Here is a 24,856-nt window from a genome sequence, read left to right on the forward strand (position 1 = left end):
ATGAGCCAGAACGTATACCAGTTTATCGACCTGCAGCGTGTTGATCCGCCAAAGAAACCGCTGAAGATCCGTAAAATTGAATTTGTAGAAATCTATGAGCCGTTTTCAGAAGGCCAGGCCAAAGCACAGGCAGACCGCTGCCTGTCCTGCGGTAACCCTTACTGCGAATGGAAATGTCCGGTCCATAACTACATCCCGAACTGGCTGAAACTGGCCAACGAAGGACGTATTTTTGAAGCTGCCGAGCTATCTCACCAGACAAACACCCTGCCGGAAGTGTGCGGCCGCGTGTGTCCTCAGGACCGTCTGTGTGAAGGTTCCTGTACGCTGAACGACGAATTTGGCGCGGTGACCATCGGTAATATCGAACGCTATATCAACGATAAAGCCTTCGAAATGGGCTGGCGTCCGGATATGACCGGCGTGAAGCAAACCGACAAGCGTGTGGCGATCATCGGTGCGGGCCCGGCGGGCCTGGCCTGTGCGGACGTTCTGACCCGTAACGGCGTGAAGGCGGTGGTCTTTGACCGCCATCCGGAAATCGGCGGTCTGCTGACCTTCGGTATTCCGGCCTTCAAGCTGGAAAAAGAGGTCATGACCCGCCGCCGTGAAATCTTCACCGGTATGGGCATTGAGTTCAAACTGAACGTGGAAGTGGGTCGCGACGTGCAGCTCGACGACCTGCTGAAGGATTACGACGCCGTCTTCCTGGGCGTGGGAACCTATCAGTCCATGCGCGGTGGTCTGGAAAACGAAGATGCGCCGGGCGTATTCGACGCACTGCCGTTCCTGATTGCCAATACCAAACAGATCATGGGCTATGGCGAAACCGCCGATGAGCCGTATGTCAGCATGGAAGGCAAACGCGTGGTGGTGCTGGGCGGGGGTGATACCGCGATGGACTGCGTGCGTACCTCCATTCGCCAGAATGCGGCACACGTGATCTGCGCCTATCGTCGTGACGAAGAGAACATGCCGGGCTCTAAACGCGAAGTGAAAAACGCGCGTGAAGAGGGCGTGGAATTCCAGTTCAACATCCAGCCTCTGGGTATTGAAGTGAATGCCAACGGCAAAGTGAGCGGCGTGAAAATGGCGCGCACTGAGATGGGTGCGCCGGATGCGAAAGGTCGTCGTCGCGCAGAGATCGTGGCAGGTTCCGAGCATGTGATCCCGGCCGATGCCGTAGTAATGGCGTTCGGTTTCCGTCCTCACAGCATGGAGTGGCTGGCGAAGCACAGCGTAGAGCTGGACTCTCAGGGTCGTGTTATTGCGCCGGAAGGCAACGAAAACGCGTTCCAGACCAGCAACCCGAAAATCTTTGCTGGCGGTGATATCGTTCGCGGTTCCGACCTGGTCGTTACCGCGATTGCCGAAGGCCGTAAAGCCGCTGACGGTATTCTGAACTACCTGGAAGTGTAAGAAATAAGCCGGATGGCAAATACCATCCGGCTTTTTTATGCGGTTAACCGCCTTTGATTTTCCCCCTGCAGCTCCGCTTTTCTGTGGTGCCGCAAAAAGAAGGGTTACTTCGTCAATAAGCTCCAGGTCAAATCACTTTCCAGCGTAGTTTGATCTGTCAGATGGCTGAACGCGCTTTCGTTGAGAACCGGTGAGAGCGTTACGTTGAAACTCATCTGCTGGCCGGAAGGGACCTGGTTATTCTCAAGTGCAATCACCGCCTCGTTATTACGCAGATAGAACGGCGTCGGCGTACCGTTTTCCGGCGTAAAATTCAGCTGATCGACCGTTTTACCCACGGTGTAACTTTTGCCATCGACGGTCATGTTGTCAATTTTGACTGCGACACCGCCGGACTGCCCAAAAAGAAACCGCCCCTTATCTCCCGCTGTACCGCGCAGTATCACCGCCATCTGCTGAGACTGAGGGCAAAAAACATTTACCGTGATGTCGCGATCGGCCATTTTATGCCAGTCCTGCTGCGTCGTTTCGATCGTATCCCGGCGCATCTCATGATAATCCACCACCGGCTGTGAGAGACTGAGCTGGCACTCTTCAGCATGGGTTATTCCTGTCACACCGAGCATCAGCAAGGCCACTAAGCCCGATAAGTGTCGACTGTTCATCGGCAGACTCCGTTCACTTCTTCATAGAAGGCATTTTCGTCACGCTTATCAGCCAGGGTGTAATCAATCTTACACAGTCGGTTATTATCACCGTCTAGCGCGTAGAGCGCGCTCAGCTGATCGGCATCGTTAATAAAGACGTGGCCATCATCAACCGTGGTCACGATATAGTTACCTTTCTCATCAACAATCGAGATCCCTTTACTCAGGGGCTGACCGTCAGCCTGCTTAACGCTTAGCATGACGCGGCGGCTGTTGAGTACTTTGAAATCAATCTCGCTGACCGAGGCATGGCCTGCGGCAATATATTTCGTGCCGTTAGCCAGCGTCATACTCTGCGGCAGCTTATTAGCATCAATTTCTATGCGGGAGTTATGCCATTCGTTGAGTGAAGGTACCACGGCCTGGCCCCATGGATCGGTCCAGACGGTACCTTGCGGAGTGGAGATTTCAACGCCACTCTTCTTCTCGCTCAGTCTGGCAATCGCGAAGGTGTCCTGAATCGTATACGGCGAGAAAGTCACACCCTCTTTATGCATGGCCACGCCACCCGACAATGTCGCATTGTAGTTCCGCTGATTATCCCCACTGGTTCCGCCCCCCACGCTCAGTTGCGTATAGCGCAGGTTAGTGTTGATGTTGCCGTTGAAGCTGTTGTCTTTCGAATCCTGATCGCGATCGGCTGAGATGTAATAGTTCGTATTGTCTCCCAGCGAGCCGCTGTTAGACGCGCCATAGGTGGTGCTATCACCCTGTTTACGCATATAGGTACTGATGGACTGACTGCCGCCGAGCGGGATGCTCACGTTGACGTAGAACATCTCATTGTCCTGATCGTCATCGACATTACCGACCGCACTTTGCCAGTTCATGGATACTGACGCGTACGTAAAGGTCTTGCCCCATGACAGCAAGAGGTAACGTGAATCTTCACCGTCACCGCTGGTCTGGTTGTAGTTGAACCCTGCGCTAAACACCCCCGCCAGAGGGGAGGAGAAACGAACGTTGCCGGAATAGGTGTTGTCATATCCCTGATAATCGTCGTCCATCGCATCAGCCAGTTCGCGATACTCTCCGCTGTAATGCGTCGCACTGCCTGAAAGACCGACGTACTCGTTCAGAATGTAATCACTTTGCAGCTCGGTTTTTACCCCGCTGCTGCTGTCACCAAAGCTCGCATTGCTGACTGCCGCGCCCGTTGAAAGGGTCCAGTCATCGCTTACCAGGAACTCTGTCCTGCCGCCTGCCGCCTGATAGTTTTCCGCAGCGGCACCTGAAGCCAGGAGATTCATCCACGGAGAGACACGCCAGCCGTCAGAGATGTTCATCACCAGCGGATCGTTATAGTCGCTGTCGATGCTGCGCACCTGACCTACAGAAAGGGTTAGACCCTGCGGGCGTGAAAGGTTGCGCGCCCTTACCTGAGACGCCGGGACGATGAAACGGTTAGTTGCGCCGTCGGATTCCACCACCGAGACGTCCAGATCCACATTGTTGCGAACCACGGGCACGTCATCCAGCGTGAAGGGGCCGGCTGGCACAAGGGTACTGAAGACCAGTTGACCGTTCTGGCGGATTTCGACACGTGCCTGGGAAGACTGGGCAATACCGGAAACGCTCACGCCAGAGCTTGCTCTCGCCAGACCGCTGGTCGGCATAAACTGAACGCCGGTAATCGGCACCCCGCTCAACACGTTGGACATGGCGTTGATTTCACCCACCTGCATCGTCATTTTTTGCGCGGTAAAGACATGCTCTGCATAGGTGTAAATGCTTTCGGCATTTCGGCTACCGTCGTCATCCGTCAGGATATAACGGCTGCGCAGCGCCCAGTCCATCGTGTTGAATCCGGCTTCCAGGCTGGCCTGAGAGTAGCGGCTGCTGTCATTGTCACCATAGTCGTTATGGGTGCTGAACAATGAATAGTTCAGCAGTGCCGCCATTCCGCCATGCTGGAAGTTTTTGATATCCGACGACAGACTGTTCACCGCTTCAGCTGGTAGATAGAGTTCAACGGCCTCCTGGTTAGGCAAGGCGTTGATGACGGCTTTAGGATAGTTATCCCGAATATCATGACACTCCTCACCGGACTTTATTGACACAGGCATCAGCCCAGCAAACTCCATGAGATCGTTATCAAAGCAAAGCATGCCATCTTTGTTGAAACGAACTGCAGCCATTCCCCGCTCTTTCCCGTTGACCTTCACCGAAACGGAGTGGGTTCCGGGTAAAAAGCGCGGTGCTTCTGCGAAGTAATGGTTGAGATCTTTATTCAACCCCAGCGTTTGCATTATCCCCGTGTCGAAGGTGACCTCCCTCGCCAGTACGGATGTTGAATCAAGTAATACCAGAGGTAATGTGCCGCAAAGAATGGCGCGGACACAAAGTGCAAGGCGGCTTTGTTTACTCACCGTCATATCCCTATTTTATTTATTTAATTCCGACGTAAAGCTCGGGACCTCAACGCCATAGCGGCTGGCCGGGAAAAACTTAACGCTGCTGTCACCACTGACTTTCTTACTCATATCAGCCGTTAGCGTTTCGCCAGGAAGAATGTAGGTTTTGGACAGAGAGGCACTCACCCCTGAAGGCAGCAGCATCACGTTCTGCCCAAGACGGACCACATATTTGCTGGGATTGTTTACGGTGACGGATGTGCCGTTTGAGGACCACTTCAGGAACTTCCAGGCATCAGTGACCACACCCAGGGATGCCGGACGAATAAGCACGGGGATATCCTGGCGAATGTTAATGCCAATCTTTATTTTTTTATCATCGTTTTTAGGCGGAATACCGTCGAATGTGACGCGTTTATAATGCTCTACATCCAATGGCTGTTTGTTCTGAAGAATAAAGCGCAGCTGCTGCGTCTGACCTGGCTCAAGACGTACCACCGGCTGCGTTGCAATAAGCTTAAGACCGATATCGTCCGGCAGGTCAACGACATTTGTATATAAAAGTGAAGGATGCGAATCGGTATTCTTGACGTTAATCGTTCCACTGTGCGTCGCTTCATCAATGATTAACAGACTGGTTTCAGGCACCATGCCTTCTGCATGTACAGCAACACTGGCAGATAATAACGCGGCAGTAATCAGCGTGTTAAATAAAGTAGATTTTAAACAATGCATAATAATATCTCCTTGAAAGCAACAACAGAACAGTCCATGTTTATCGCGCCGTTAAAAAGAGAGTAAATGCAGCGCATTTACTCTCCGGTTAATTAAATTACGTTTACTCGATTAAAAGTCTTACAGATAACGCAGGCTGATAGTCACCTGACCATCAAGCTGGGTGTCATCAGTGATCGCCAGCGTGGTGGTATCCTGGATCGCCAGAGAGGTCACCAGTGGGAAGGTTGCGGTCTGGAACGCCAGTGGAGCCAGGGTGCCAACAGTTGCAACGGTGAAATCACGATAGTTATCGCCCTGAGTTGTACCGTTGGTGCTCTTCGACCAGTTACCCGTAGCATTCTGCTGGTAAATTGGGTCAACTTTAGCGCCGTCAGCCATTACGCTGTCAGTTTTAACGAACAGCGAGTAAGTTCCGATGTTCACTGGTGTGGCACCTGTTGTTTTACCTACACCGTAAGTCTGGCTTTCAGACGAATTAGAACCACCACCAAACATGCCATTCTCAACGGTGAGTTTCGCGTTAGAATCAGCGCGATCGTCAATCATATTCCAGGACACTTTTGTTGCTGCGGTGCAGGTAATAGTCAGATCGATGTCTTTCTGGCCCAGCTGGTTAACTGCCGTTGAGCTTAAACCACCCAAACTAACTGTGCCGTAGTCAACCGTTCCGCCGTTGCTTAACTGAGGCGTACAGGCTGAATTAGTCAGCGTACCTTTAACTTTCAGAACGGCAGTCGGGTTAGCCGCAAAAGCGGATGTCACACAGAGAGAGAGCGCAGTAGCGAGTAAAACCTTTTTCACTTGTTATTCCTTAACATATGAGTAATTGCAATATTAAATACAGCAGGGATAAATAAATTTACCCCATACTGTTTATCGTCATGCTTGAGAGCATGCGTAGATAATATAATCTTTATAAATACAAGCAATTTAGAAAAATTAATTTATGGATTTAGAATAACGTTATCAATAAGTGATATTTATTTATAAGAGTGCATATAGCTTTAAAACGACATATTATATTCAGCGGAGATATAGCTTGAAATTATCCGAACGGTGGGGGCAGTCAAAAAAGAAGGGATGTATATAATTTACTTTATTAAACGTTTTGACATAAAAAGACATAAAAAAATCCAGCTAGTCTGAATAACTAACTGGATAGTCGATAAAAATGCTTTTACTACTTCACAACGCGCAGTGCCGGACGGCCTCCGCGCGGCGGCGGATCGTCATCAGGATCGTCATTGTGATCGGGCTTGTCACCCTCAATGACCGACATCAGCGTTTCGCTTTCGTTTTCCGAAGCGCCGTTTTCGTCATTCAGGCCGACAACATCCTCGTCATAAGCCGCTTCCGGCTCAAACATGGTGCCTGCACCGTTTTCACGCGCATAAATCGCCAGCACCGCAGCCAGCGGTACAGAAACCTGACGCGGCACACCGCCGAAACGCGCGTTAAAGCGCACTTCGTCGTTGGCCAGTTCAAGGTTACCCACCGCGCGCGGCGCGATGTTCAGTACGATCTGCCCGTCACGTGCATATTCCATAGGAACCTGCACGCCCGGCAACGTCACATCCACAACCAGGTGCGGCGTGAGCTGGTTATCCAGCAGCCATTCATAGAAGGCGCGCAGCAGATACGGACGGCGTGGGGTAAGTTGTGACATTTCCACAGTCATTAGCCTCGGCCGAGACGCATTTCACGTTCCGGTTCAGTTAAAGATGCCAGGAAAGAATCGCGTTCAAATACGCGAGTCATGTAGCCCTTCAGCTCTTTCGCGCCCGGACCGCTGAACTCTACGCCCAGGGTTGGCAGACGCCACAGCAATGGCGCCAGGTAGCAATCTACCAGGCTGAACTCATCGCTCAGGAAGAATGGTTTCTGACCAAACACAGGGGCAATCGCCAGCAGCTCTTCACGCAGTTGCTTACGTGCAGCGTCTGCTTCAGAAGAGGAGCCGTTGACGATAACGTTCATCAGCGTGTACCAGTCTTTTTCGATACGCTGCATGTACAGGCGGCTTTCACCACGTGCAACAGGGTAAACAGGCATCAGTGGTGGATGCGGGAAACGCTCATCCAGATATTCCATAATGATACGGGATTCCCACAGGGTCAGCTCGCGATCCACCAGCGTCGGTACGCTTTGGCTCGGGTTGAGATCGATCAGATCCTGAGGCGGGTTATCCTTTTCCACATGCTCGATCTCAAAACTGACACCTTTCTCGGCCAGCACGATACGAACCTGATGGCTATAAATGTCAGTAGGACCAGAAAACAGCGTCATTACCGAACGTTTGTTGGCAGCGACAGCCATGAAAACCTCCAGGTATATTCAGAATTTTTACTGCTACCAGCCCAAACAGGGCCAGCCAGATGTTGTATCGCCCATCCCAGAGAAAACACATTGTTCAAGAATCGAACAAAAAACGAGTATTCACCGATATTTGGGCAGAAAATTGGATGATAGTTTACCAGATTTTGATGGCTTTGTGGTGAGGGGATTCTGGAAATGTGGAAAAAGAGAAGATATATGCAGTGATGCTGTGGATAACCTGCACATTATCCATAAAAAAAAACCCGCCGAAGCGGGTTTTTCGCCAATCGTTTCTGCGTAAGCAGAAAAGGATTAACGTTTGGAGAACTGTGGACGACGACGTGCTTTACGCAGACCCACTTTCTTACGTTCAACCTGACGAGCGTCACGAGTAACGAAGCCAGCTTTACGCAGTTCAGAACGCAGGGATTCGTCGTACTCCATCAGAGCGCGGGTGATACCGTGACGGATCGCACCTGCCTGACCGGAGATACCACCACCTTTAACGGTGATGTACAGATCCAGTTTTTCTACCATATCAACCAGTTCCAGCGGCTGGCGAACTACCATGCGGGCAGTTTCACGACCGAAGTACTGTTCCAGAGAACGTTGGTTGATTACGATTTTACCACTGCCCGGTTTGATGAACACGCGAGCTGCGGAACTTTTGCGGCGACCAGTGCCGTAGTATTGATTTTCAGCCATTGCCTATAATCCCGATTAGATGTCAAGAACTTGCGGTTGCTGTGCCGCGTGGTTGTGCTCGTTACCTGCGTAAACTTTCAGTTTACGGAACATAGCACGACCCAGCGGGCCTTTTGGCAGCATGCCTTTAACCGCGATTTCAATCACACGCTCAGGACGGCGAGCAATCATCTCTTCAAAGGTCGCTTCTTTGATACCACCGATGTGGCCAGTGTGATGGTAGTACATTTTGTCTGTACGCTTGTTGCCGGTTACAGCAACTTTATCTGCGTTCAGAACGATGATGTAATCACCCGTATCAACGTGCGGAGTGTATTCCGCTTTATGCTTACCGCGCAGGCGACGAGCCAGTTCAGTAGCCAGACGGCCCAGAGTTTTACCGGTCGCGTCAACAACATACCAGTCGCGCTGTACGGTTTCTGGTTTAGCTGTAAAAGTTTTCATTAAAAGCTTACCCAAATAATAAGTTACACGTTGGTGAACACCCAAACGTTTAGTCAGTTGAGGTTCACACGACAAAGTCCGGCAAACCTACCCCTTCGAATAGCTAATGCCGACACATAGAAAGTTTCGGGAAAAAAACCTTCTCGTAACGTGGGGTCGCAAGATTATAGAGAAGTTGAGGTCAAAGATCGACCCTTAAATGTGATTCGAGGCGGGTTTTTCGGGGGTAAGGTTTTTGCGGTCTGCCGCCCTCACCCCCAGCCCCTCTCCCACAGGGAGAAGGTCGCATTTATGGCATATGCTGAAGCTTAAGATACTCCTCGCTTTGCATCTCCTGCAGGCGCGACAGACAGCGCTGGAACTCAAACTTCAGCCGCTCGCCTTTATACACCTCATATAAAGGTACCTCGGCGCTGACCACAAGCTTCACGTGACGCTCATAGAACTCATCGACCAGCGCAATGAAGCGGCGCGCTTCGCTTTCCATCAGCGGCGTCATGACCGGCACGTTGAGCAGCATCACGGTATGGAACAGGCGCGAGAGCGCGATGTAGTCATGCTGACTGCGGGCATCCACACAGAGCGTTGCAAAGGAGACGGCCAGGGTTTGATTTTCGACACCCAGGGTCTGCAGCGGGCGATGGTTAATCTCGAGCTCAGGGGCATGAGTCCGTTTTGCCCCCGCCAGCGCCAGCCAGAGTTTATCCATCTGTTGCGTGGTCTCATCGTTTAAGGGAGAGAGCCACAGATGCGCCTGAGTTAAGGTACGCAGACGGTAATCCACCCCGGCATCAACATTCATGATGTCGCAGTGCTGTTTGATGGCATCAATAGCGGGCAGGAAACGCGCGCGCTGCAGGCCATTGAGGTAAAGCTCATCCGGCGGGATATTCGAGGTCGCCACCAGCGTTATCCCGCGTGCGAACAGCGCTTTCATCAGGCCACCCAGCAGCATGGCGTCGGTAATATCGGAGACAAAAAACTCGTCAAAACAGAGTACGTCCGTTTCCGCCTTGAACCTGTCGGCCACAATCTCCAGCGGATCGCTTTTGCCCTGCAGTGCCGTCAGCTCTTCGTGAACCCGCAGCATAAAGCGGTGGAAATGCAGACGCTGCTTACGGGTCCCCGGCAGGCTCAGATAAAAGAGGTCCATCAGCCAGGTTTTCCCGCGCCCGACGCCGCCCCACATATACAAACCGCGCACCGGCGCATGAGTCTGTGGCTCTTTTTTTCCGAGCAACCGCCCCAGAGCCGCCTTTAACCCACTGCTCTGTTCACCCTCTGCAGGTTTTGCCGTGAGCTCCTGATAAATCGTATCCAGACGATTCACCGCTTCACGCTGAACGTCATCCGGCTGATGTGTACCCTCATTAAGGGCAAGTTGGTATCGCGATGCAGGGGACAGGTTTTGCATAAACGTATTGTTATTCCTTCAAATAATACTCACCAGCAGACGTGACTGATGAAAAAAAGGCCGTTCTACACTACGCGATGATACGTCAGGATTCCACTTCTGCGGAAATAGCGGTTATAGTGGCAATATCAGGCACAGGCAGGAGCCGAGCCAACACCCTACGGAACAACAAGACAACGGGAGAAGTTCATGACCTGGGAATATGCGCTAATCGGTTTAGTCGTCGGCATCGTCATTGGTGCTGTGGCCATGCGTTTCGGTAATCGCAAATTGCGTCAGCAGCAGTCACTGCAGTACGAACTGGAAAAGAACAAAGCCGAACTGGAAGAGTATCGTGAAGAGCTGGTCAGCCACTTTGCCCGTAGCGCCGAGCTGCTGGACAACATGGCGACCGACTATCGTCAGCTCTATCAACATATGGCAAAAAGCTCCAGCAGCCTGCTGCCAGAAATGACCGCGGAATCCAATCCATTCCGTAACCGTCTGGCCGACTCTGAAGCCGGTAACGATCAGGCCCCTGTTCAGATGCCACGCGACTATTCAGATGGCGCGTCTGGCCTGCTGCGCGGCGGTGCAAAACGCGATTAATCGCACAACCTGAATTTATTTTACGGGCGCTGCTATTGCGCCCGTCCTTTCTTCATGACCCCAGCTATTATTGAGTAAGCACTTCATTGTTCAGCGGTTTAAAATTCAATAACATCAACGTGTTTTAGGGCCGTTTTTCCTTTATTCCAGGTTACGAGAGTCAGCATCGATGAAGAAAAAAAACCAGCTGTTGAGCGCTATAGCGTTAAGTGTCGGGTTATCTCTCTCGGCGTCCTTCCCTGCATCTGCCGCCCTGCCTTCACAGGTACCCGGCCAGGCGGCAATTCCAAGTCTTGCGCCAATGCTGGAAAAAGTTCTGCCTGCGGTAGTGAGCGTGCAGGTAGAAGGCACGGCATTACAAAATCAACGCGTACCTGAAGAACTGAAAAAATATTTTGGCGATGAGTCGCCCGACCAGCAGGCGCAGCCTTTTGAAGGTCTGGGTTCTGGCGTCATTATTGATGCGGCCAAAGGTTATATTCTGACCAACAATCATGTTATCAGTCAGGCCGATAAAATCAGCGTACAGCTCAACGATGGGCGTGAGTTTGAGGCCAAACTGATTGGCGGCGATGACCAGAGTGACATCGCGCTGCTGCAGGTGCAAAACCCGAGCAATCTGACTCAGATTGCCATTGCGGACTCCGATAAACTGCGTGTTGGTGATTTTGCTGTCGCCGTGGGAAATCCGTTTGGTTTAGGGCAAACCGCCACCTCCGGGATAATCTCGGCGCTGGGTCGCAGCGGTCTGAATCTGGAAGGCCTGGAAAACTTTATCCAGACCGATGCCTCAATCAACCGCGGGAACTCCGGCGGGGCCTTACTCAACCTCAACGGCGAGCTGATTGGGATTAACACCGCTATCCTGGCGCCGGGCGGCGGCAGTATCGGCATCGGTTTTGCTATCCCCAGCAATATGGCCAAAACGCTGGCGCAGCAGCTCATTCAGTTCGGTGAGGTCAAACGCGGGCTGTTGGGCATCAAAGGGATGGAGATGAGCGCTGACATCGCGAAAGCGTTCAACATCAATGTGCAGCGCGGTGCGTTTGTCAGTGAAGTGCTGCCAAACTCCGGCTCGGCAAAAGCTGGCGTGAAGTCGGGCGATGTGATTGTCAGCCTGAACGATAAACCGCTGAGCAGCTTTGCGGAACTGCGCTCGCGTATTGCCACCACCGAACCGGGTGCCAAAGTGAAGTTAGGCCTGATTCGTGATGGTAAGCCGCTGGATGTCGAAGTGACGCTTGATAAGAGCACCTCATCCTCTGCCAGCGCGGAGCTTATCGCCCCGGCGCTGCAAGGGGCAACGCTGAGCGATGGGCAGCTGAAAGACGGGACGAAAGGGATTAGCGTCGATACCGTCGAGAAGAGCAGCCCTGCCGCGCAGGCCGGATTGCATCAGGATGATGTGATCATCGGCGTGAACCGCAATCGCGTGCAATCCATCGCAGAACTGCGCAAGGTGCTGGAAAGCAAACCGGCGGTCATTGCCCTGCAGGTTATGCGCGGCAACGAGTCTATCTATATTCTGTTGCGCTAAGCATTTGCGATTCCGGACATCACCGCTGCGTGTGATGTCCGGATAACTCATGTTATGCTGCAAATCGTTCCTTTATTAACGACACGCGCATCATGCTTTTAAAGCTCTTTCGTTCAATTGTCATCGGTTTGATTGTTGCCGGCCTGCTGCTGGTCGTCATGCCGTCTTTACGCCAGTTCAATAAGCTGTCGGCGCCTCAGTTCGACAGTGCGGATGAAACGCCTGCGACCTACAACCAGGCCGTTCGCCGTGCCGCGCCTGCCGTGGTTAACGTTTATAACCGTGGCCTCAATAGCTCAGCCCATAACCAGCTGGAGATCCGCACTCTCGGCTCCGGGGTAATTATGGACGAGCGCGGCTACATCATTACCAACAAACACGTGATTAACGATGCCGACCAGATCATCGTTGCCCTGCAGGATGGCCGCGTATTTGAGGCCCTGCTGGTGGGCTCGGATAGCCTGACTGACCTGGCTGTTTTGAAGATCAACGCCACGGGCGGTTTACCGGTTATTCCTATCAACCGTAAACGAACCCCTCATATTGGCGACGTCGTGCTGGCTATTGGTAACCCTTATAACCTGGGTCAGACGATCACGCAGGGGATTATCAGCGCCACCGGTCGCATTGGCCTCAACCCGTCGGGCCGGCAGAACTTCCTGCAAACCGATGCGTCCATTAACCACGGTAACTCCGGCGGTGCGCTGGTCAACTCGCTGGGTGAACTGATGGGTATCAATACCCTCTCGTTCGATAAGAGCAATGACGGTGAGACGCCGGAAGGGATTGGGTTCGCCATTCCCTTCCAGCTGGCGACCAAGATCATGGATAAGCTGATCCGCGATGGCCGTGTGATCCGCGGTTATATTGGTATTGGCGGTCGTGAAATTGCGCCTATGCATTCGCAGGGCGGCGGTATCGATCAGATTCAGGGCATCGTGGTCAACGAAGTGTCGCCTGGCGGCCCGGCGGCTAACGCGGGAATTCAGGTTAATGATGTCATCGTGTCGGTCAACGGCACACCAGCGGTATCGGCGCTGGAGACCATGGATCAGGTTGCGGAGATCCGTCCTGGCTCTATCATCCCGGTTGAAGTCATGCGTAACGATAAGAAGCTGACGCTGCAGGTGACGATTCAGGAATACCCGGCCACCAACTGACAGGCATAAAAAAACGGAGCGCATTGCTCCGTTTTTTTTTGCCGGGCGGCATGACGGCTTACCCGGCCTGTGGGGACATCCGTTTTACTTGTTAACGAACTCTTCGCCCAGAGTGATATCTTTCTTCAGCGTATCCAGCATGCCTTCCATCGCGTTCTGTTCAAACGCGCTCAGCTTGCCAATCGGCTGATGTTCTTCGATACCGTTTTTACCCAGCAGCAGCGGCTGAGAGAAGAAACGAGCGTGTTCGCCATCGCCTTCAACATACGCGCATTCAACAACGCCTTTCTCGCCCTGCAGTGCACGAACCAGTGACAGACCGAAACGTGCCGCCGCCTGGCCCATAGACAGGGTTGCAGAACCGCCACCCGCCTTCGCTTCCACCACTTCGGTGCCCGCGTTCTGAATGCGTTTGGTCAGGTCAGCCACTTCCTGCTCGGTGAAGCTAACACCAGGGATCTGCGACAGCAGAGGCAGAATGGTGACACCAGAGTGACCGCCGATAACCGGCACTTCAACTTCTGAAGGCTGTTTGCCTTTCAGTTCAGCCACAAAGGTGTTGGAACGGATGATGTCCAGCGTGGTTACGCCGAACAGTTTGTTCTTATCGTAAACACCGGCTTTTTTCAGCACTTCTGCCGCGATAGCAACCGTGGTGTTCACCGGGTTAGTGATGATACCAATGCACGCTTTCGGGCAGGTTTCAGCAATCTGCTGCACCAGGTTTTTCACAATACCCGCGTTGACGTTGAACAGGTCTGAACGATCCATGCCTGGCTTACGCGCCACGCCAGCGGAGATCAGCACTACGTCCGCGCCCTGCAGGGCAGGACGAGCATCTTCACCGGAGAAGCCTTTGATTTTCACAGCTGTCGGGATGTGGCTCAGGTCAACCGCCACACCTGGGGTTACCGGAGCAATATCGTACAGGGAGAGTTCTGAGCCTGAAGGCAGTTGGGTTTTCAGTAGTAGGGCAAGCGCCTGGCCGATACCACCAGCAGCGCCGAGGACTGCGACTTTCATCCTAAACTCCTTATTATGGTTAACTTAAGTATCTGTAACTCCGTTGCGGCGACCATAATTCAGCAGGTAATTAATTACAATTTTCGTCACTAAATAATTTGAGGTCGCGCGACTTTATCTCTCACCAGAAGGCTTTCTGACGACAGACGACAACGAATTAAGAGGGGGTTACAATACACCCTGCCACGCCACCAAAACAACATCATTTTGATAACATTTAATTTACTTTTAAGCTTATTTGCTTGCCGTGACCCAGGCATGTTTTCTGATAACGAAATCTGATAAAATCATTCCCTTTCATAACATTATTTCAGCCTAACCGCTGGCAGATAATTTGCATAAAAATTCATCCACATGCATAATAATGTTGTTTCTTTCGTCATATTCCGGGTGACTTATGCGAAGCTCGTCTAAGCAAGAAGATTTAGTGAAGGCGTTTAAAGCGCTACTCAAAGAAGAGATATTCAGTTCTCAGGGAGAAATTGTTCAGGCTTTACAGGAACAAGGCTTCGATAACATCAACCAGTCGAAAGTCTCCCGCATGTTAACCAAATTTGGTGCGGTACGTACGCGTAACGCCAAAATGGAGATGGTCTACTGCCTGCCTGCAGAACTTGGCGTGCCAACCACCTCCAGCCCGTTAAAGAATCTGGTTCTCGATATCGATTACAACGATGCCGTTGTCGTGATCCATACCAGCCCGGGTGCTGCACAGTTGATTGCACGTATGCTGGACTCGCTGGGTAAGCCCAAAGGCATCCTTGGGACGATTGCGGGTGACGATACCATCTTCACTACCCCCGCCAATGGCTTCTCAGTGAAAGATCTCTACGAAGCGATTCTGGACCTGTTCGAGCAGGAACTCTGATTACCCTCCCCGTGGCGTCCTGCTGCGGGGATCATTCTGCTTCTGCCGCGTTTACCCCTGTTTTATCCCGCCCTTTACTTTAACAAATAGTGCTTTTTACCGCCCATTAACATTCATTTGGTGAATGATAAATCAAAAAATCGCACAAAAAATCAAAAGCTGATATCCATATGATTTTCTTAGATATACAGCCACACCCTGAACAATAAACGTACAATTTTATGCCATTAGGTTATAAAAAACAGGTTAGTTAATACTTAATAACAACAGAAACAATTAGTCTGGTATTAATTTTTAGCGTTATTAGTGTATACTTGATTTTGTGATGAGGGTCACGAAACAAAGACCCCACTAAAAATTCGACGAGGTAAAGAATCATGAAAATCAAAACTACTGTAGCGGCGCTCAGCGTCCTGTCTGTCCTGTCATTCGGTGCTTTCGCCGCTGACGCTATCAATGCCGAGCAGGCACAATCCCGCCAGGCAATCGGTACGGTTTCCGTCGGCGCAATCGGCACGTCTCCAATGGACATGCATGAGATGCTGAACAAAAAAGCGGAAGAACAAGGTGCGTCATCTTATCGCATCATTGAAGCGCGTTCAGGTGACCACTGGCACGCCACCGCTGAGCTGTACAAATAAGTTTTAGTAATAACTGAAGACCAAAATCTCTACTCAACGGCACCAGGCATAAAAATAGCAGTTCAACCCTTCTCGCCGTTGAGCAAAAACCCTATTCAGGAGCAAAAACTATGAAAACCAAATTCATCATCGCAACCCTCGGTCTGGCATCCGTTCTCTCTTTCGGCGCAAGTGCCGCCGTACAGCAAGTGAACGCTGACCAGGCGCAGAATCTGCAGTCTATGGGGAGTGTGTCTGTGACGTCCGTTACCGGCTCTCCAATGGATATCCGTCAGGCACTGGCCGCTAAAGCTGAAAAAGCAGGCGCCAGCAGCTATCGCGTCACCGAGCTGAACCAGGGTGACCACTGGCATGCAACGGCTCAGCTGTATAAATAAACCCTCGTCGTATCTCATCATACGACTTGCCCCTGGCCTTCTGGTCAGGGGCTTTTTTATGGCTTGATCAATGGCGCGCGTTGAAACGTAGCTGCCCTTCCAGCTCTTCTTCCGCTTCATCAAACAGCAAAATGAGTGCGCCAAACCGTCTGCGCAACTTTTCAGGCAGATGGATAAACTCAATTTCCAGCGGTAACGGCAGCAGGCTGCCGGTCACCACGTCCCACAGCGTGTCCAGATTGGTGACGCTTTCCCGTTCAAGATCAAACACCCGGATAAATTCACGATAGAAGTCATCCTGACTGTCGATCTCGTCAAAATCAAAGGTATAGGTTTTCATTGCCAGTCACCCAGTCCAGGCGAGCGGCCTGCGCCGCCCTGATTATTATAATCCCCCAATATGCAGGGTTTTGACTTCCAGATACTCTTCCAGCCCCAGCACGGACCCTTCACGCCCAAGGCCAGACTCTTTTACCCCACCAAACGGCCCCAGCTCTGTGGAGACGGCACATTCGTTAATTCCTATCATCCCGCTTTCGATGGCCTGCGACACGCGGAAGACACGTGCCAGATTTTGGGTATAGAAGTAAGCCGCCAGGCCATATGGCGTGTTGTTGGCACGCTGAATAACTTCATCTTCCGAGGTAAAACGGAAGCAGGCCGCAACCGGGCCAAACGTCTCTTCTTCAGCCAGTTTCATGCCTTCATGGCAATCGCCCAGGACAGTTGGCATCCAGAAATTGCCGCCAAGCGAATGGGGTTTACCGCCCGCCAGAACGGTCGCACCCCGGGCCACGGCATCTTCAACGTGTTCACGTACCTTATCGACGGCGGAGGATTCGATCAGCGGCCCCACGATGACGCCCTCTTCCAGACCATTCCCGACCTTCAGGGCCTTCACCGCATCGGCAAGCTTATTCACAAATTTGTCGTAGACGGTTTCCTGAATATAGAAACGGTTAACGCTGACGCAGACCTGGCCGGCATTGCGGAATTTATTGGCGATAGCCCCTTTAACGGCAGCCTCGATATCCGCATCTTCAAAGACGATATACGGCGCATTGCCCCCCAGCTCCATCGACACTTTCTTCATGGTTTCTGCGGCGTTACGCACCAGCGTTTTGCCGACGGAAGTCGAGCCGGTAAAGGAGATTTTCCGCACCTCATGGCTCGCCATAATCGCGTCACTGATTTCATGCGTATTCCCGGCTACGGCGTTGAGTACCCCATCCGGTACACCGGCCTGTTTTGCCAGCGTAAGCAGCGCGAAGGCGCTGAGAGGTGTGTTATTTGCCGGTTTGATTACCCCGGTACACCCTGCCGCCAGCGCCGGACCTAATTTACGGGTGAGCATGGCCATCGGGAAGTTCCACGGCGTAATCGCCGCGACCACGCCGATGGGCTCGCGGGTCGCCAGGATGCGGGAGCCCGGTTTGATCGGTGGAATAATTTCGCCGTTCGCGCGCTTGGCCTCTTCGGCGAACCACTGGATAAAACTCGCGGCGTATTCCACCTCGCCTTCCGCTTCTTTCAGGGGCTTGCCCTGTTCGGTGGTCATTAAACGCCCGAGCCAGCTTTTGTTCTCAATGATCAGTTCGTACCAGCGGTAGAGAATTGCCGAACGCTCTTTCGCGGTTTTGGCGCGCCATGCCGGGAAAGCTTTGGCCGCCGCGGCAATGGCGTCTTCGGTTTCTGCTTTGCCGGCTTTGGCTACTCTGGCGATGACCTCACCGGTAGCCGGGTTCAGCACATCAAACGTCGTGTCCAGCGTTTTCCATATGCCGTTGACCAGATAACCGGTCTGAAAAAGGTGATTGTCCTGAAGCGCCTGGGTTGTCATGTGTCCTCCCTTCCTGAATGTAAGAGCATGCTGGAATAAGTATAGCCACAAAAAAACCGACGCTTTTGGCGTCGGCTTTTTTACTTCAGTCAGTTATCCGTAAGGGCGTTCTGATAGCGATGCAGCATAAACACCAGCCGTCCTACCGGCTCTGTCACCTGAGGCGGTGCTTCCCAGACTTTCAGCTTCTCCTGGTAGATATCCAGCTCTTCAAGCAGTTGCTTAAAGTAACGACGTCGTTTGTCATCGCTGGAGGCGGAAAGCACGTGGTCGGCCGTCCGACGCAGCTGGCGGTGGAAAGCCGACAGATCGTCATTGATGGGCACGGGGGCATTACGCAAACGCTGGTGCGCGATAATCATGGTCAACGCCAGACGGAACTTGGCGATGTCACCCGGGAACTTGTTCAGCAGTAAAAACAGCTGCTGATAGAGCGCCGGCAGGTGGTTCTCTTTGCGACGCGCAGTATTGGTGGTCATGGACGACACGGCAGCCGAGACAAACTGATTCAACAGCACGCGGCCCGTCCGTGCCTGAGAGTTATCCCGCACCAGCAGAATGACCATCATCGCCAAGAAACAACCCACCAGCTGACCTAAGGCGCTGTCTAAGAACTGGCTGAAATGGAAGGTCATTGGGTTATCCAGCACAATGATGTTAATCGTACTGGCCAGGGCACCCAATGAACCCAGCCGACGTTTTTGCACTTCGATTCCGATAAAGAACGCCATCACCGCGAGGCTAATACAGAGCAGTAACATGCTCTGCTGGGTTGAGGGAATGATCACCAGAAAATAGAACGCGCCAATCGGCAGTGCAGCAATTGTGCCGAACAGGAAATCAATGGCCACCATGCGCGGATTCGGAAGACGCATCGCCAGCGCGGTAACGACGGCGATCATCACCATCGCGCCGCTGCCGGAGGTCCAGCCGGTCCACAGCCAGAACAGCGTGCCGAGCATACAGGCAAGCGTTGTACGCCAGAAGTTAACCATCGCGTGATGGCGTTCGGCGGATTCTGCCTTGATCACCACTTCACCCTGCAGCACCTCTTCCTCCACCGCGCTGATTTTGGTGTTACTGATCACACCGCGTTTCAGCAACAGGTAGCGCGTCGCGGCCCCGACCCAGGTATAGATCGTCACTGGCGTATCACGATCCCCGGTCCAGGCAATGACCCGGCGCATGCGTTTAAGCTGTTTGTGTACGTCCTGCACGGTTTCCACCGGCTCAGCAAACAGCTCGCGGAAGGTATCGGTTACCGCGTCCGGGCGGGTGTTTTGAATCAGATAGGTTTCACACGCCTGGGTAATCAGCGTTAAGGAGACGGTGTTGATGGCTTTAAGGCGGCGGTTGGCACGGGCCCAGCGCGAAGACTCCATGTTCAGATTGCTGCGCATCCCTTCCAGCGCCGTGGTGCGGCGCACCAGAGCGCTCCAGGCTTTATCCACCTCTTCGCTGTCACCATGCTTAATACAGAGCTGCATCAACTGATACTGGGCAACAATCAGCGCATCCAGTTCACGATCCACTTCCTGCTTAATGGAGCGAGGAGAGAAAAGCAGGTCAGCGACAATCGCACTGACAATACCGATGACAATCTCACTGCAGCGTTCCACGGCAAACTGTGGGGCAAGCAGCGGTTCGCTTTGAATGGTGATGATAATAATCAGCGCGGTATAGCCGGCCAGCCCCCAGGCGTAGGAGTTCTCCACTTTCACCAGCGACGAGAGCCAGGTGCAGAAGCCCGCCCAGATACAGCACACCATCAGCATCAGCAGCGGCGTGCGGATCATCAATATGATGATGGTCAGTGCGGCGAAACAGCCAATAAATGTCCCGATGATGCGCAGCATCCCACGGTAGCGGATCGCCCCGGAGTAAGGTTCCCCGCCCGCAGCAAAGGCAGGCCCTGCCGCGACAATCGCCGCCGTCAGTACGGCCCAGCGGGGGGTTTCCAGCTGAAAGTGGAAGCCGACAAACAGCGCCAGCACAATGGCACACGCCAGTTTAACGGCGAAGCGAATGTGCTGGCTGGCGATGGAAAAGATACCCATAACGATTAACCAAACTCGCGCAGGCGATGGGCAATTTTACGGAAGATGGAGTCCTGGCTGGCATCACGGTCTTTTTCACCGGTGATCACCACCGTCGCTGTGGTCCCGGCAGGCCACAGATTGCCCTGCTGTTCATCCAGATGGATACGCACCGGCACACGCTGGGCCAGACGTACCCATTCCAGGTTGGAATCCACCGTCGCCATCCCTTTAGTATCGTTAGAGCTGCTGGAGTTAGTGACCCCCGCGGCTACGCTGTCGACGGTACCTTTCAGCACACGGTTGCTGCCAAGCGGCGTAATTTCAGCCCGGAACCCCGGACGCACGCCTTCCAGTTTGGTCTCTTCCATATAGGCGAGCACGTAGAAGGAGTTCTGTTTAACCAGCGCCACGGCGGTTGAGCCGCGGGTGATAAACTCCCCGGCATAAACATTCAGGTTGGTGATCCAACCATCGGCTGGTGCGCGGATCACGGTGCGCTCAAGATCGAGCCGGGCAAGATCGCGCGTCGCTTGCGCTTTGGCCAGCTGATGCAGCACGGTTTGCAGGACGTTATTGGACTGGTCAATCTCTTCGCGGGACATCGCCTGAACACCCAGTTGGTTACGGCGACCTGCCTCACGACGTTTCTCGGAAGCCAGCGCCTGATAATAGGCCACATCCGCTTCGGCTTCTTCTAACGCTTTCTGATAACGCAGCTGGTCGATGGTGAACAGTACCTGATCTTTTTTCACCAGCTGGTTATCGTGGACATTGACCGCAGTGATGAGACCCGCCACGTCGGGGGCGATTGCCACGACATCGGCGCTAAAGCGTGCATCACGCGTCCACGGTGATTCGGTGTAGTAGACCCAGGCGCGGAAAATAGCGATGAACGCGAGGATAACGAGCGCCATGGTGATGGCAGTGCGGGAGATTTTTCTTGTTAGCGTTTTCACATCAACCTCAGACAAACATGCGCGATATCAGGTAAAACAGGCAGCAATACAGCGCGGTATTGAACAATGCAGGATGCCAGACAAAATCGTAGATCCCGGTGGGGACCAGCACCTTGCGCACCAGCCAGAAAATCGCCAGTGATAAAAGAAGCTCGAAAAATATCGGTGGGAACGACAAACCGAACACCACGATAACGGGAAACAGACTCATGTTGACCTTGATTAGAGAGAGTGCAGGCTTCAGACTTTTTTAGCGCACGCCACCGCAGGAGAGCAAGAAACGCCGGGCGAGAATGGCGCAGCCGTTATGTAATTAATAATATATTAACGTAACTGTTATGCTGTTATCTATAATATGTGATCTAAATCACTTTTAAGTCAGAGTTAACAATGGAACGTCTAAAACGGATGTCGGTCTTTGCCAAAGTGGTTGAACTTGGCTCTTTTACCGCCGCTGCACGTCAGCTTCAGATGAGCGTCTCTTCCATCAGCCAGACCGTGTCCAAACTGGAAGATGAGCTGCAGGTCAAGCTACTCAACCGCAGCACCCGCAGCATTGGGCTGACGGAAGCGGGTAAGATTTACTATCAGGGTTGTCGCCGCATGCTGCTTGAAGTGCAGGATGTGCACGAACAACTTTACGCCTTCAACAACACGCCTATCGGTACGCTGCGCATCGGTTGTTCTTCAACTATGGCACAAAATGTTCTCGCCGCCATGACCGCTGACATGCTGAAAGAGTACCCGGGATTAACCGTCAATCTGGTCACGGGCATTCCCGCCCCGGACCTGATTGCCGACGGGCTGGACGTGGTGATCCGCGTGGGGGCATTGCAGGACTCTAGCCTCTTCTCCCGGCGGCTGGGCAGTATGCCAATGGTGGTCTGCGCCTCAAAAAGCTATCTGGCTCAGTACGGGGTACCGGAGAAACCCGCCGATCTCACCAACCACTCCTGGCTGGAGTACAGCGTTCGCCCCGACAATGAATTTGAGCTGATTGCCCCGGAAGGGATTTCCACCAGACTGCTGCCGGAAGGACGGTTCGTCACCAACGATCCGATGACCATCTCGCGCTGGCTGGTGGCCGGCGCCGGGATCGCGTATGTGCCGTTAATGTGGGTGATCAACGAGATCAACAGCGGTGTACTGGAGATCCTCTTCCCGCGCTATCAGTCCGATCCGCGTCCGGTGTACGCGTTGTACACCGAGAAAGACAAACTGCCGCTCAAGGTTCAGGTGTGCATAAACTATCTGACCGAGTATTTTGTGGACGTGGCGGAGTTGTTTCAGGGAATGCGCGAAAGACGAAAGGAATAACCTTTAATTTCCCAAAAGTATATTTGCAATGAATATTCCAGGATGATACAGACCGTCATTCAGGAATATTCCTTCACCCCTGCCAGGAATAGCGAATTGACACTGCCGCCATCTGCGCCTTACCTTATAAACAGCCTGACAGTCAGGCTGTTATTAATTTGTTACCGATATGAATAATAAAATGTATTTCTCAGGATGACATTAAGCAAGGAAAAGAAATGAATATATTTGAACAAACACCGCCTTCACGCAGGCGCTATGGACTCGCCGCGTTCATTGGTTTGATTGCAGGGATTGTCTCCGCCTTCGTAAAATGGGGAGCAGAGGTGCCGCTTCCGCCGCGAAGCCCTACCGATTTATTCACCAGCGCATGCGGACCGGAGCAATTAATAAGAGCCGCAGGTCAGATTGATTGTTCCCGCAATTTTTTAAATCCTCCTTATGTATTTTTACGCGACTGGCTGGGCATTGCTGACCCTAACGCCGCGGTTTATACCTTTGCCGGACATATATTTAACGCGGTCGGCGTAACACATATTATTTTCTCTATCATCTTTGCTGTAGGGTATTGTGTAGTTGCTGAAGTCTTCCCGAAAATTAAACTCTGGCAAGGTTTACTGGCGGGTGCGTTAGCACAGCTTTTTGTTCACATGATCTCCTTCCCGCTGATGGGGCTGACACCCCCGCTGTTCGAACTGCCCTGGTACGAACACGTCTCAGAGATCGTGGGGCATTTGATCTGGTTCTGGTCGATTGAAATCATTCGTCGTGACCTACGTAACCGCATCACGCACGAGCCCGACCCGGAAATCCCGCTGGGTAACGCACGTTAAAAAAAATGGCGCGACTTTTACAGTCGCGCCATTTTTTCAGATTGGTTCAGGTCAGGCGGTGCCGCCCACCGTCAGGTTATCCACTTTCAGCGTTGGCTGACCGACGCCAACCGGCAGGCTCTGGCCCTCTTTACCGCAAACACCAACGCCGTTATCCAGTTTCAGATCGTTACCGACCATGGAGATCTGCTGCATGGCTTCAATACCGGAGCCAATCAGGGTCGCCCCTTTCACCGCTTTGGTCACTTTGCCTTTCTCAATCAGATACGCTTCTGAGGTAGAGAAAACGAACTTACCGGAGGTGATATCCACCTGACCGCCACCAAAGTTTGGCGCGAAGATGCCGTAATCAACGGACTCAATGATCTCCTGCGGTGTGGATTTACCCGGCAACATGTAGGTGTTCGTCATACGCGGCATCGGCAGATGCGCGTAGGATTCACGACGGCCGTTGCCCGTTGGCGCAACGCCCATCAGACGCGCGTTGAGTTTGTCCTGCATGTAGCCTTTCAGTACGCCATTTTCGATCAGCACGTTGTACTGCCCGGGCGTACCTTCATCGTCGATTGAAATCGAGCCACGGCGATCCTGCATCGTGCCGTCATCAACCACGGTACAGAGTTCAGATGAGACGCGTTGTCCCATCTGGCCGCTGAATACGGAGGTGCCGCGACGGTTAAAATCGCCTTCCAGACCGTGGCCCACCGCTTCGTGCAGCAGCACGCCAGGCCAGCCTGCGCCGAGTACCACCGGCAATGTACCGGCGGGTGCCGCCACGGCAGACAGGTTCACCAGCGCCATGCGCACGGCCTCTTTTGCCCACGCGTCAGCGCGTGCTTCACCGTCAACATCGCCCAGGAACCAGTCATAACCAAAACGACCGCCGCCACCGCTTGAACCGCGCTCACGCTTACCGTCGTCTTCAACCTGCACGCTGACAGAAAGACGTACCAGCGGACGCACATCCGCTGCCAGCGTGCCGTCTGTCGCCGCGACCAGGATCAGTTCGTAGACACCGCTCAGGCTGGCAGAGACTTCCTGCACGCGTTTATCCGCAGCGCGCGCGACTTTATCCACGCGGCGCAGGATATCCAGTTTCTCTTCACGGCTCATGCTCTGCAGGGGATCGATACTGGTATAGAGCGCAGAGTGCTGCACTTCACCCAGCGTCTTCACGCGACCGTCACCGGTTTCGCGCACGATAGTCCGCGCGGCCAGCGCGCTCTGCTCCAGTGCGGCCAGGCTAATCTGGTCGGCATAAGCAAAACCGGTTTTCTCGCCGCTGACGGCACGTACACCGACACCCTGGTCAATGTTATAAGAGCCATCTTTAATGATGCTGTCTTCTAAAACCCAGGATTCGTGATAGCTCGACTGGAAATAGAGATCGCCGTAGTCGAGACGGCGTTCGGTCAGTTGACCAAGAATGGAGAACAGGTCCTGATGGCTCAGGCCGTTCGCTGCGAGCAAATGTTCACTTACCAGGTTCAGACTCATCGTATTGCTACTCGTTCGTTGCCGCCCGTGGCGGTATATAAATCGTATTTATTGAGAGTGAGGCAATTACCTGCCCACGTCAA

The 24,856-nt window shown here is 52.9% G+C and carries 26 protein-coding genes; 10 read left to right on the top strand and 16 right to left on the bottom strand.

The features are described from left to right. Nucleotides 1–1,419: a glutamate synthase small subunit gene (locus F8561_RS09010; protein ID WP_014171835.1), complete on the top strand. Its 1,419-nt coding sequence runs from the start codon at nt 1–3 to the stop codon at nt 1,417–1,419. A gap of 104 nt (nt 1,420–1,523) precedes the next feature. On the opposite strand, the gene F8561_RS09015 is transcribed toward F8561_RS09010, so the two are convergent. The 6 genes from F8561_RS09015 to sspA all read right to left on the bottom strand — a co-directional run bounded on the left by F8561_RS09015 (nt 1,524) and on the right by sspA (nt 7,534). Then, the gene (locus F8561_RS09015; protein ID WP_032680188.1) at nt 1,524–2,084 is read right to left on the bottom strand and encodes a hypothetical protein; all 561 of its coding nucleotides are present in this window, start codon (nt 2,082–2,084) and stop codon (nt 1,524–1,526) included. Then, nucleotides 2,081–4,501 (bottom strand): fimbrial biogenesis usher protein, encoded by a 2,421-nt coding sequence (locus F8561_RS09020; protein ID WP_151887350.1) that lies wholly within the window; start codon nt 4,499–4,501, stop codon nt 2,081–2,083. Before F8561_RS09020 ends, F8561_RS09015 begins: the two co-directional genes overlap by 4 nt. 9 nt (nt 4,502–4,510) lie before the next feature. Next, nucleotides 4,511–5,215, bottom strand: a complete 705-nt coding sequence (locus tag F8561_RS09025) for a fimbria/pilus chaperone family protein (protein ID WP_079231636.1) — start codon at nt 5,213–5,215, stop codon at nt 4,511–4,513. Between the two features lie 120 nt (nt 5,216–5,335). Next, nucleotides 5,336–6,019 carry a DUF1120 domain-containing protein gene (locus F8561_RS09030; RefSeq protein ID WP_032679063.1) on the bottom strand — a complete coding sequence of 228 codons (684 nt, stop codon included), beginning with the start codon at nt 6,017–6,019 and terminating at the stop codon, nt 5,336–5,338. A 379-nt stretch (nt 6,020–6,398) separates the two neighbouring features. Continuing rightward, entirely contained in the window at nt 6,399–6,890 is a 492-nt protein-coding gene (gene sspB / locus F8561_RS09035; protein WP_025202910.1) for a ClpXP protease specificity-enhancing factor, read from the bottom strand. A 5-nt stretch (nt 6,891–6,895) separates the two neighbouring features. Beyond that, the gene (gene sspA, locus F8561_RS09040; protein ID WP_014071978.1) at nt 6,896–7,534 is read right to left on the bottom strand and encodes a stringent starvation protein SspA; all 639 of its coding nucleotides are present in this window, start codon (nt 7,532–7,534) and stop codon (nt 6,896–6,898) included. Here sspA and F8561_RS09045 point away from each other — a divergent pair. Then, nucleotides 7,533–7,835: a hypothetical protein gene (locus F8561_RS09045; protein WP_136342246.1), complete on the top strand. Its 303-nt coding sequence runs from the start codon at nt 7,533–7,535 to the stop codon at nt 7,833–7,835. The genes sspA and F8561_RS09045 overlap by 2 nt on opposite strands. Before the next feature lie 11 nt (nt 7,836–7,846). Here F8561_RS09045 and rpsI read toward each other — a convergent pair whose 3' ends face one another. The 3 genes from rpsI to zapE all read right to left on the bottom strand — a co-directional run bounded on the left by rpsI (nt 7,847) and on the right by zapE (nt 10,097). Then, the gene (rpsI, locus tag F8561_RS09050) at nt 7,847–8,239 is read right to left on the bottom strand and encodes a 30S ribosomal protein S9 (RefSeq protein ID WP_003860436.1); all 393 of its coding nucleotides are present in this window, start codon (nt 8,237–8,239) and stop codon (nt 7,847–7,849) included. Between the two features lie 15 nt (nt 8,240–8,254). Beyond that, entirely contained in the window at nt 8,255–8,683 is a 429-nt protein-coding gene (gene rplM / locus F8561_RS09055; RefSeq protein ID WP_003860434.1) for a 50S ribosomal protein L13, read from the bottom strand. A 289-nt stretch (nt 8,684–8,972) separates the two neighbouring features. Beyond that, complete coding sequence (gene zapE / locus F8561_RS09060; RefSeq protein ID WP_151887351.1) at nt 8,973–10,097, bottom strand: cell division protein ZapE; 1,125 nt, start codon at nt 10,095–10,097, stop codon at nt 8,973–8,975. Between the two features lie 189 nt (nt 10,098–10,286). Here zapE and zapG point away from each other — a divergent pair, with 189 nt between their 5' ends. The 3 genes from zapG (at nt 10,287) to degS (ending at nt 13,382) form a co-directional block, all read left to right on the top strand. Then, nucleotides 10,287–10,685, top strand: coding sequence for a Z-ring associated protein ZapG (gene zapG, locus F8561_RS09065; protein ID WP_014171843.1), 399 nt, complete (start codon nt 10,287–10,289; stop codon nt 10,683–10,685). Nucleotides 10,686–10,854: 169 nt separating this feature from the next. Next, nucleotides 10,855–12,222 carry a serine endoprotease DegQ gene (degQ, locus tag F8561_RS09070; RefSeq protein WP_014171844.1) on the top strand — a complete coding sequence of 456 codons (1,368 nt, stop codon included), beginning with the start codon at nt 10,855–10,857 and terminating at the stop codon, nt 12,220–12,222. Between the two features lie 92 nt (nt 12,223–12,314). Next, entirely contained in the window at nt 12,315–13,382 is a 1,068-nt protein-coding gene (gene degS / locus F8561_RS09075) for an outer membrane-stress sensor serine endopeptidase DegS (protein WP_020883511.1), read from the top strand. An 84-nt stretch (nt 13,383–13,466) separates the two neighbouring features. Here degS and mdh read toward each other — a convergent pair whose 3' ends face one another. Further along, nucleotides 13,467–14,405 (bottom strand): malate dehydrogenase, encoded by a 939-nt coding sequence (mdh, locus tag F8561_RS09080; RefSeq protein ID WP_014171846.1) that lies wholly within the window; start codon nt 14,403–14,405, stop codon nt 13,467–13,469. Between the two features lie 397 nt (nt 14,406–14,802). Between mdh and argR the strand changes: the two genes are divergently transcribed. From argR to yhcN (F8561_RS09095), 3 genes are all read left to right on the top strand, one after another. Beyond that, on the top strand, nt 14,803–15,273 hold the full coding sequence (argR, locus tag F8561_RS09085; RefSeq protein ID WP_014171847.1) for a transcriptional regulator ArgR: 471 nt from the start codon (nt 14,803–14,805) through the stop codon (nt 15,271–15,273). Between the two features lie 377 nt (nt 15,274–15,650). After that, complete coding sequence (gene yhcN, locus F8561_RS09090) at nt 15,651–15,914, top strand: peroxide/acid stress response protein YhcN (protein ID WP_014171848.1); 264 nt, start codon at nt 15,651–15,653, stop codon at nt 15,912–15,914. A 110-nt stretch (nt 15,915–16,024) separates the two neighbouring features. Further along, nucleotides 16,025–16,291 carry a peroxide/acid stress response protein YhcN gene (yhcN, locus tag F8561_RS09095; RefSeq protein ID WP_014171849.1) on the top strand — a complete coding sequence of 89 codons (267 nt, stop codon included), beginning with the start codon at nt 16,025–16,027 and terminating at the stop codon, nt 16,289–16,291. A 67-nt stretch (nt 16,292–16,358) separates the two neighbouring features. Here yhcN (F8561_RS09095) and F8561_RS09100 read toward each other — a convergent pair whose 3' ends face one another. From F8561_RS09100 to aaeX, 5 genes are all read right to left on the bottom strand, one after another. Continuing rightward, nucleotides 16,359–16,631 (bottom strand): barstar family protein, encoded by a 273-nt coding sequence (locus tag F8561_RS09100; protein WP_014171850.1) that lies wholly within the window; start codon nt 16,629–16,631, stop codon nt 16,359–16,361. A 45-nt stretch (nt 16,632–16,676) separates the two neighbouring features. Beyond that, nucleotides 16,677–18,131 carry an NAD-dependent succinate-semialdehyde dehydrogenase gene (locus F8561_RS09105; protein WP_086532057.1) on the bottom strand — a complete coding sequence of 485 codons (1,455 nt, stop codon included), beginning with the start codon at nt 18,129–18,131 and terminating at the stop codon, nt 16,677–16,679. 89 nt (nt 18,132–18,220) lie between these two features. Further along, on the bottom strand, nt 18,221–20,188 hold the full coding sequence (gene aaeB / locus F8561_RS09110; protein WP_014171852.1) for a p-hydroxybenzoic acid efflux pump subunit AaeB: 1,968 nt from the start codon (nt 20,186–20,188) through the stop codon (nt 18,221–18,223). A gap of 5 nt (nt 20,189–20,193) precedes the next feature. Further along, nucleotides 20,194–21,126 (bottom strand): p-hydroxybenzoic acid efflux pump subunit AaeA, encoded by a 933-nt coding sequence (aaeA, locus tag F8561_RS09115; RefSeq protein WP_151887352.1) that lies wholly within the window; start codon nt 21,124–21,126, stop codon nt 20,194–20,196. Between the two features lie 7 nt (nt 21,127–21,133). Further along, complete coding sequence (gene aaeX / locus F8561_RS09120) at nt 21,134–21,337, bottom strand: p-hydroxybenzoic acid efflux pump operon protein AaeX (RefSeq protein ID WP_003860416.1); 204 nt, start codon at nt 21,335–21,337, stop codon at nt 21,134–21,136. A gap of 179 nt (nt 21,338–21,516) precedes the next feature. Here aaeX and aaeR point away from each other — a divergent pair, with 179 nt between their 5' ends. Both aaeR and F8561_RS09130 read left to right on the top strand, forming a co-directional pair. Then, nucleotides 21,517–22,443 (top strand): HTH-type transcriptional activator AaeR, encoded by a 927-nt coding sequence (gene aaeR, locus F8561_RS09125; protein WP_014171854.1) that lies wholly within the window; start codon nt 21,517–21,519, stop codon nt 22,441–22,443. A gap of 218 nt (nt 22,444–22,661) precedes the next feature. Then, complete coding sequence (locus tag F8561_RS09130; protein WP_134179618.1) at nt 22,662–23,276, top strand: YagU family protein; 615 nt, start codon at nt 22,662–22,664, stop codon at nt 23,274–23,276. Between the two features lie 51 nt (nt 23,277–23,327). Here F8561_RS09130 and tldD read toward each other — a convergent pair whose 3' ends face one another. Next, the gene (gene tldD, locus F8561_RS09135) at nt 23,328–24,773 is read right to left on the bottom strand and encodes a metalloprotease TldD (RefSeq protein WP_014171856.1); all 1,446 of its coding nucleotides are present in this window, start codon (nt 24,771–24,773) and stop codon (nt 23,328–23,330) included. Nucleotides 24,774–24,856: the final 83 nt, after the last annotated feature.

The sequence above is a fragment of the Enterobacter sp. 198 genome (genome assembly GCF_009025585.1).
In the GTDB taxonomy this organism is placed as follows: Bacteria; Pseudomonadota; Gammaproteobacteria; order Enterobacterales; family Enterobacteriaceae; genus Enterobacter; species Enterobacter ludwigii.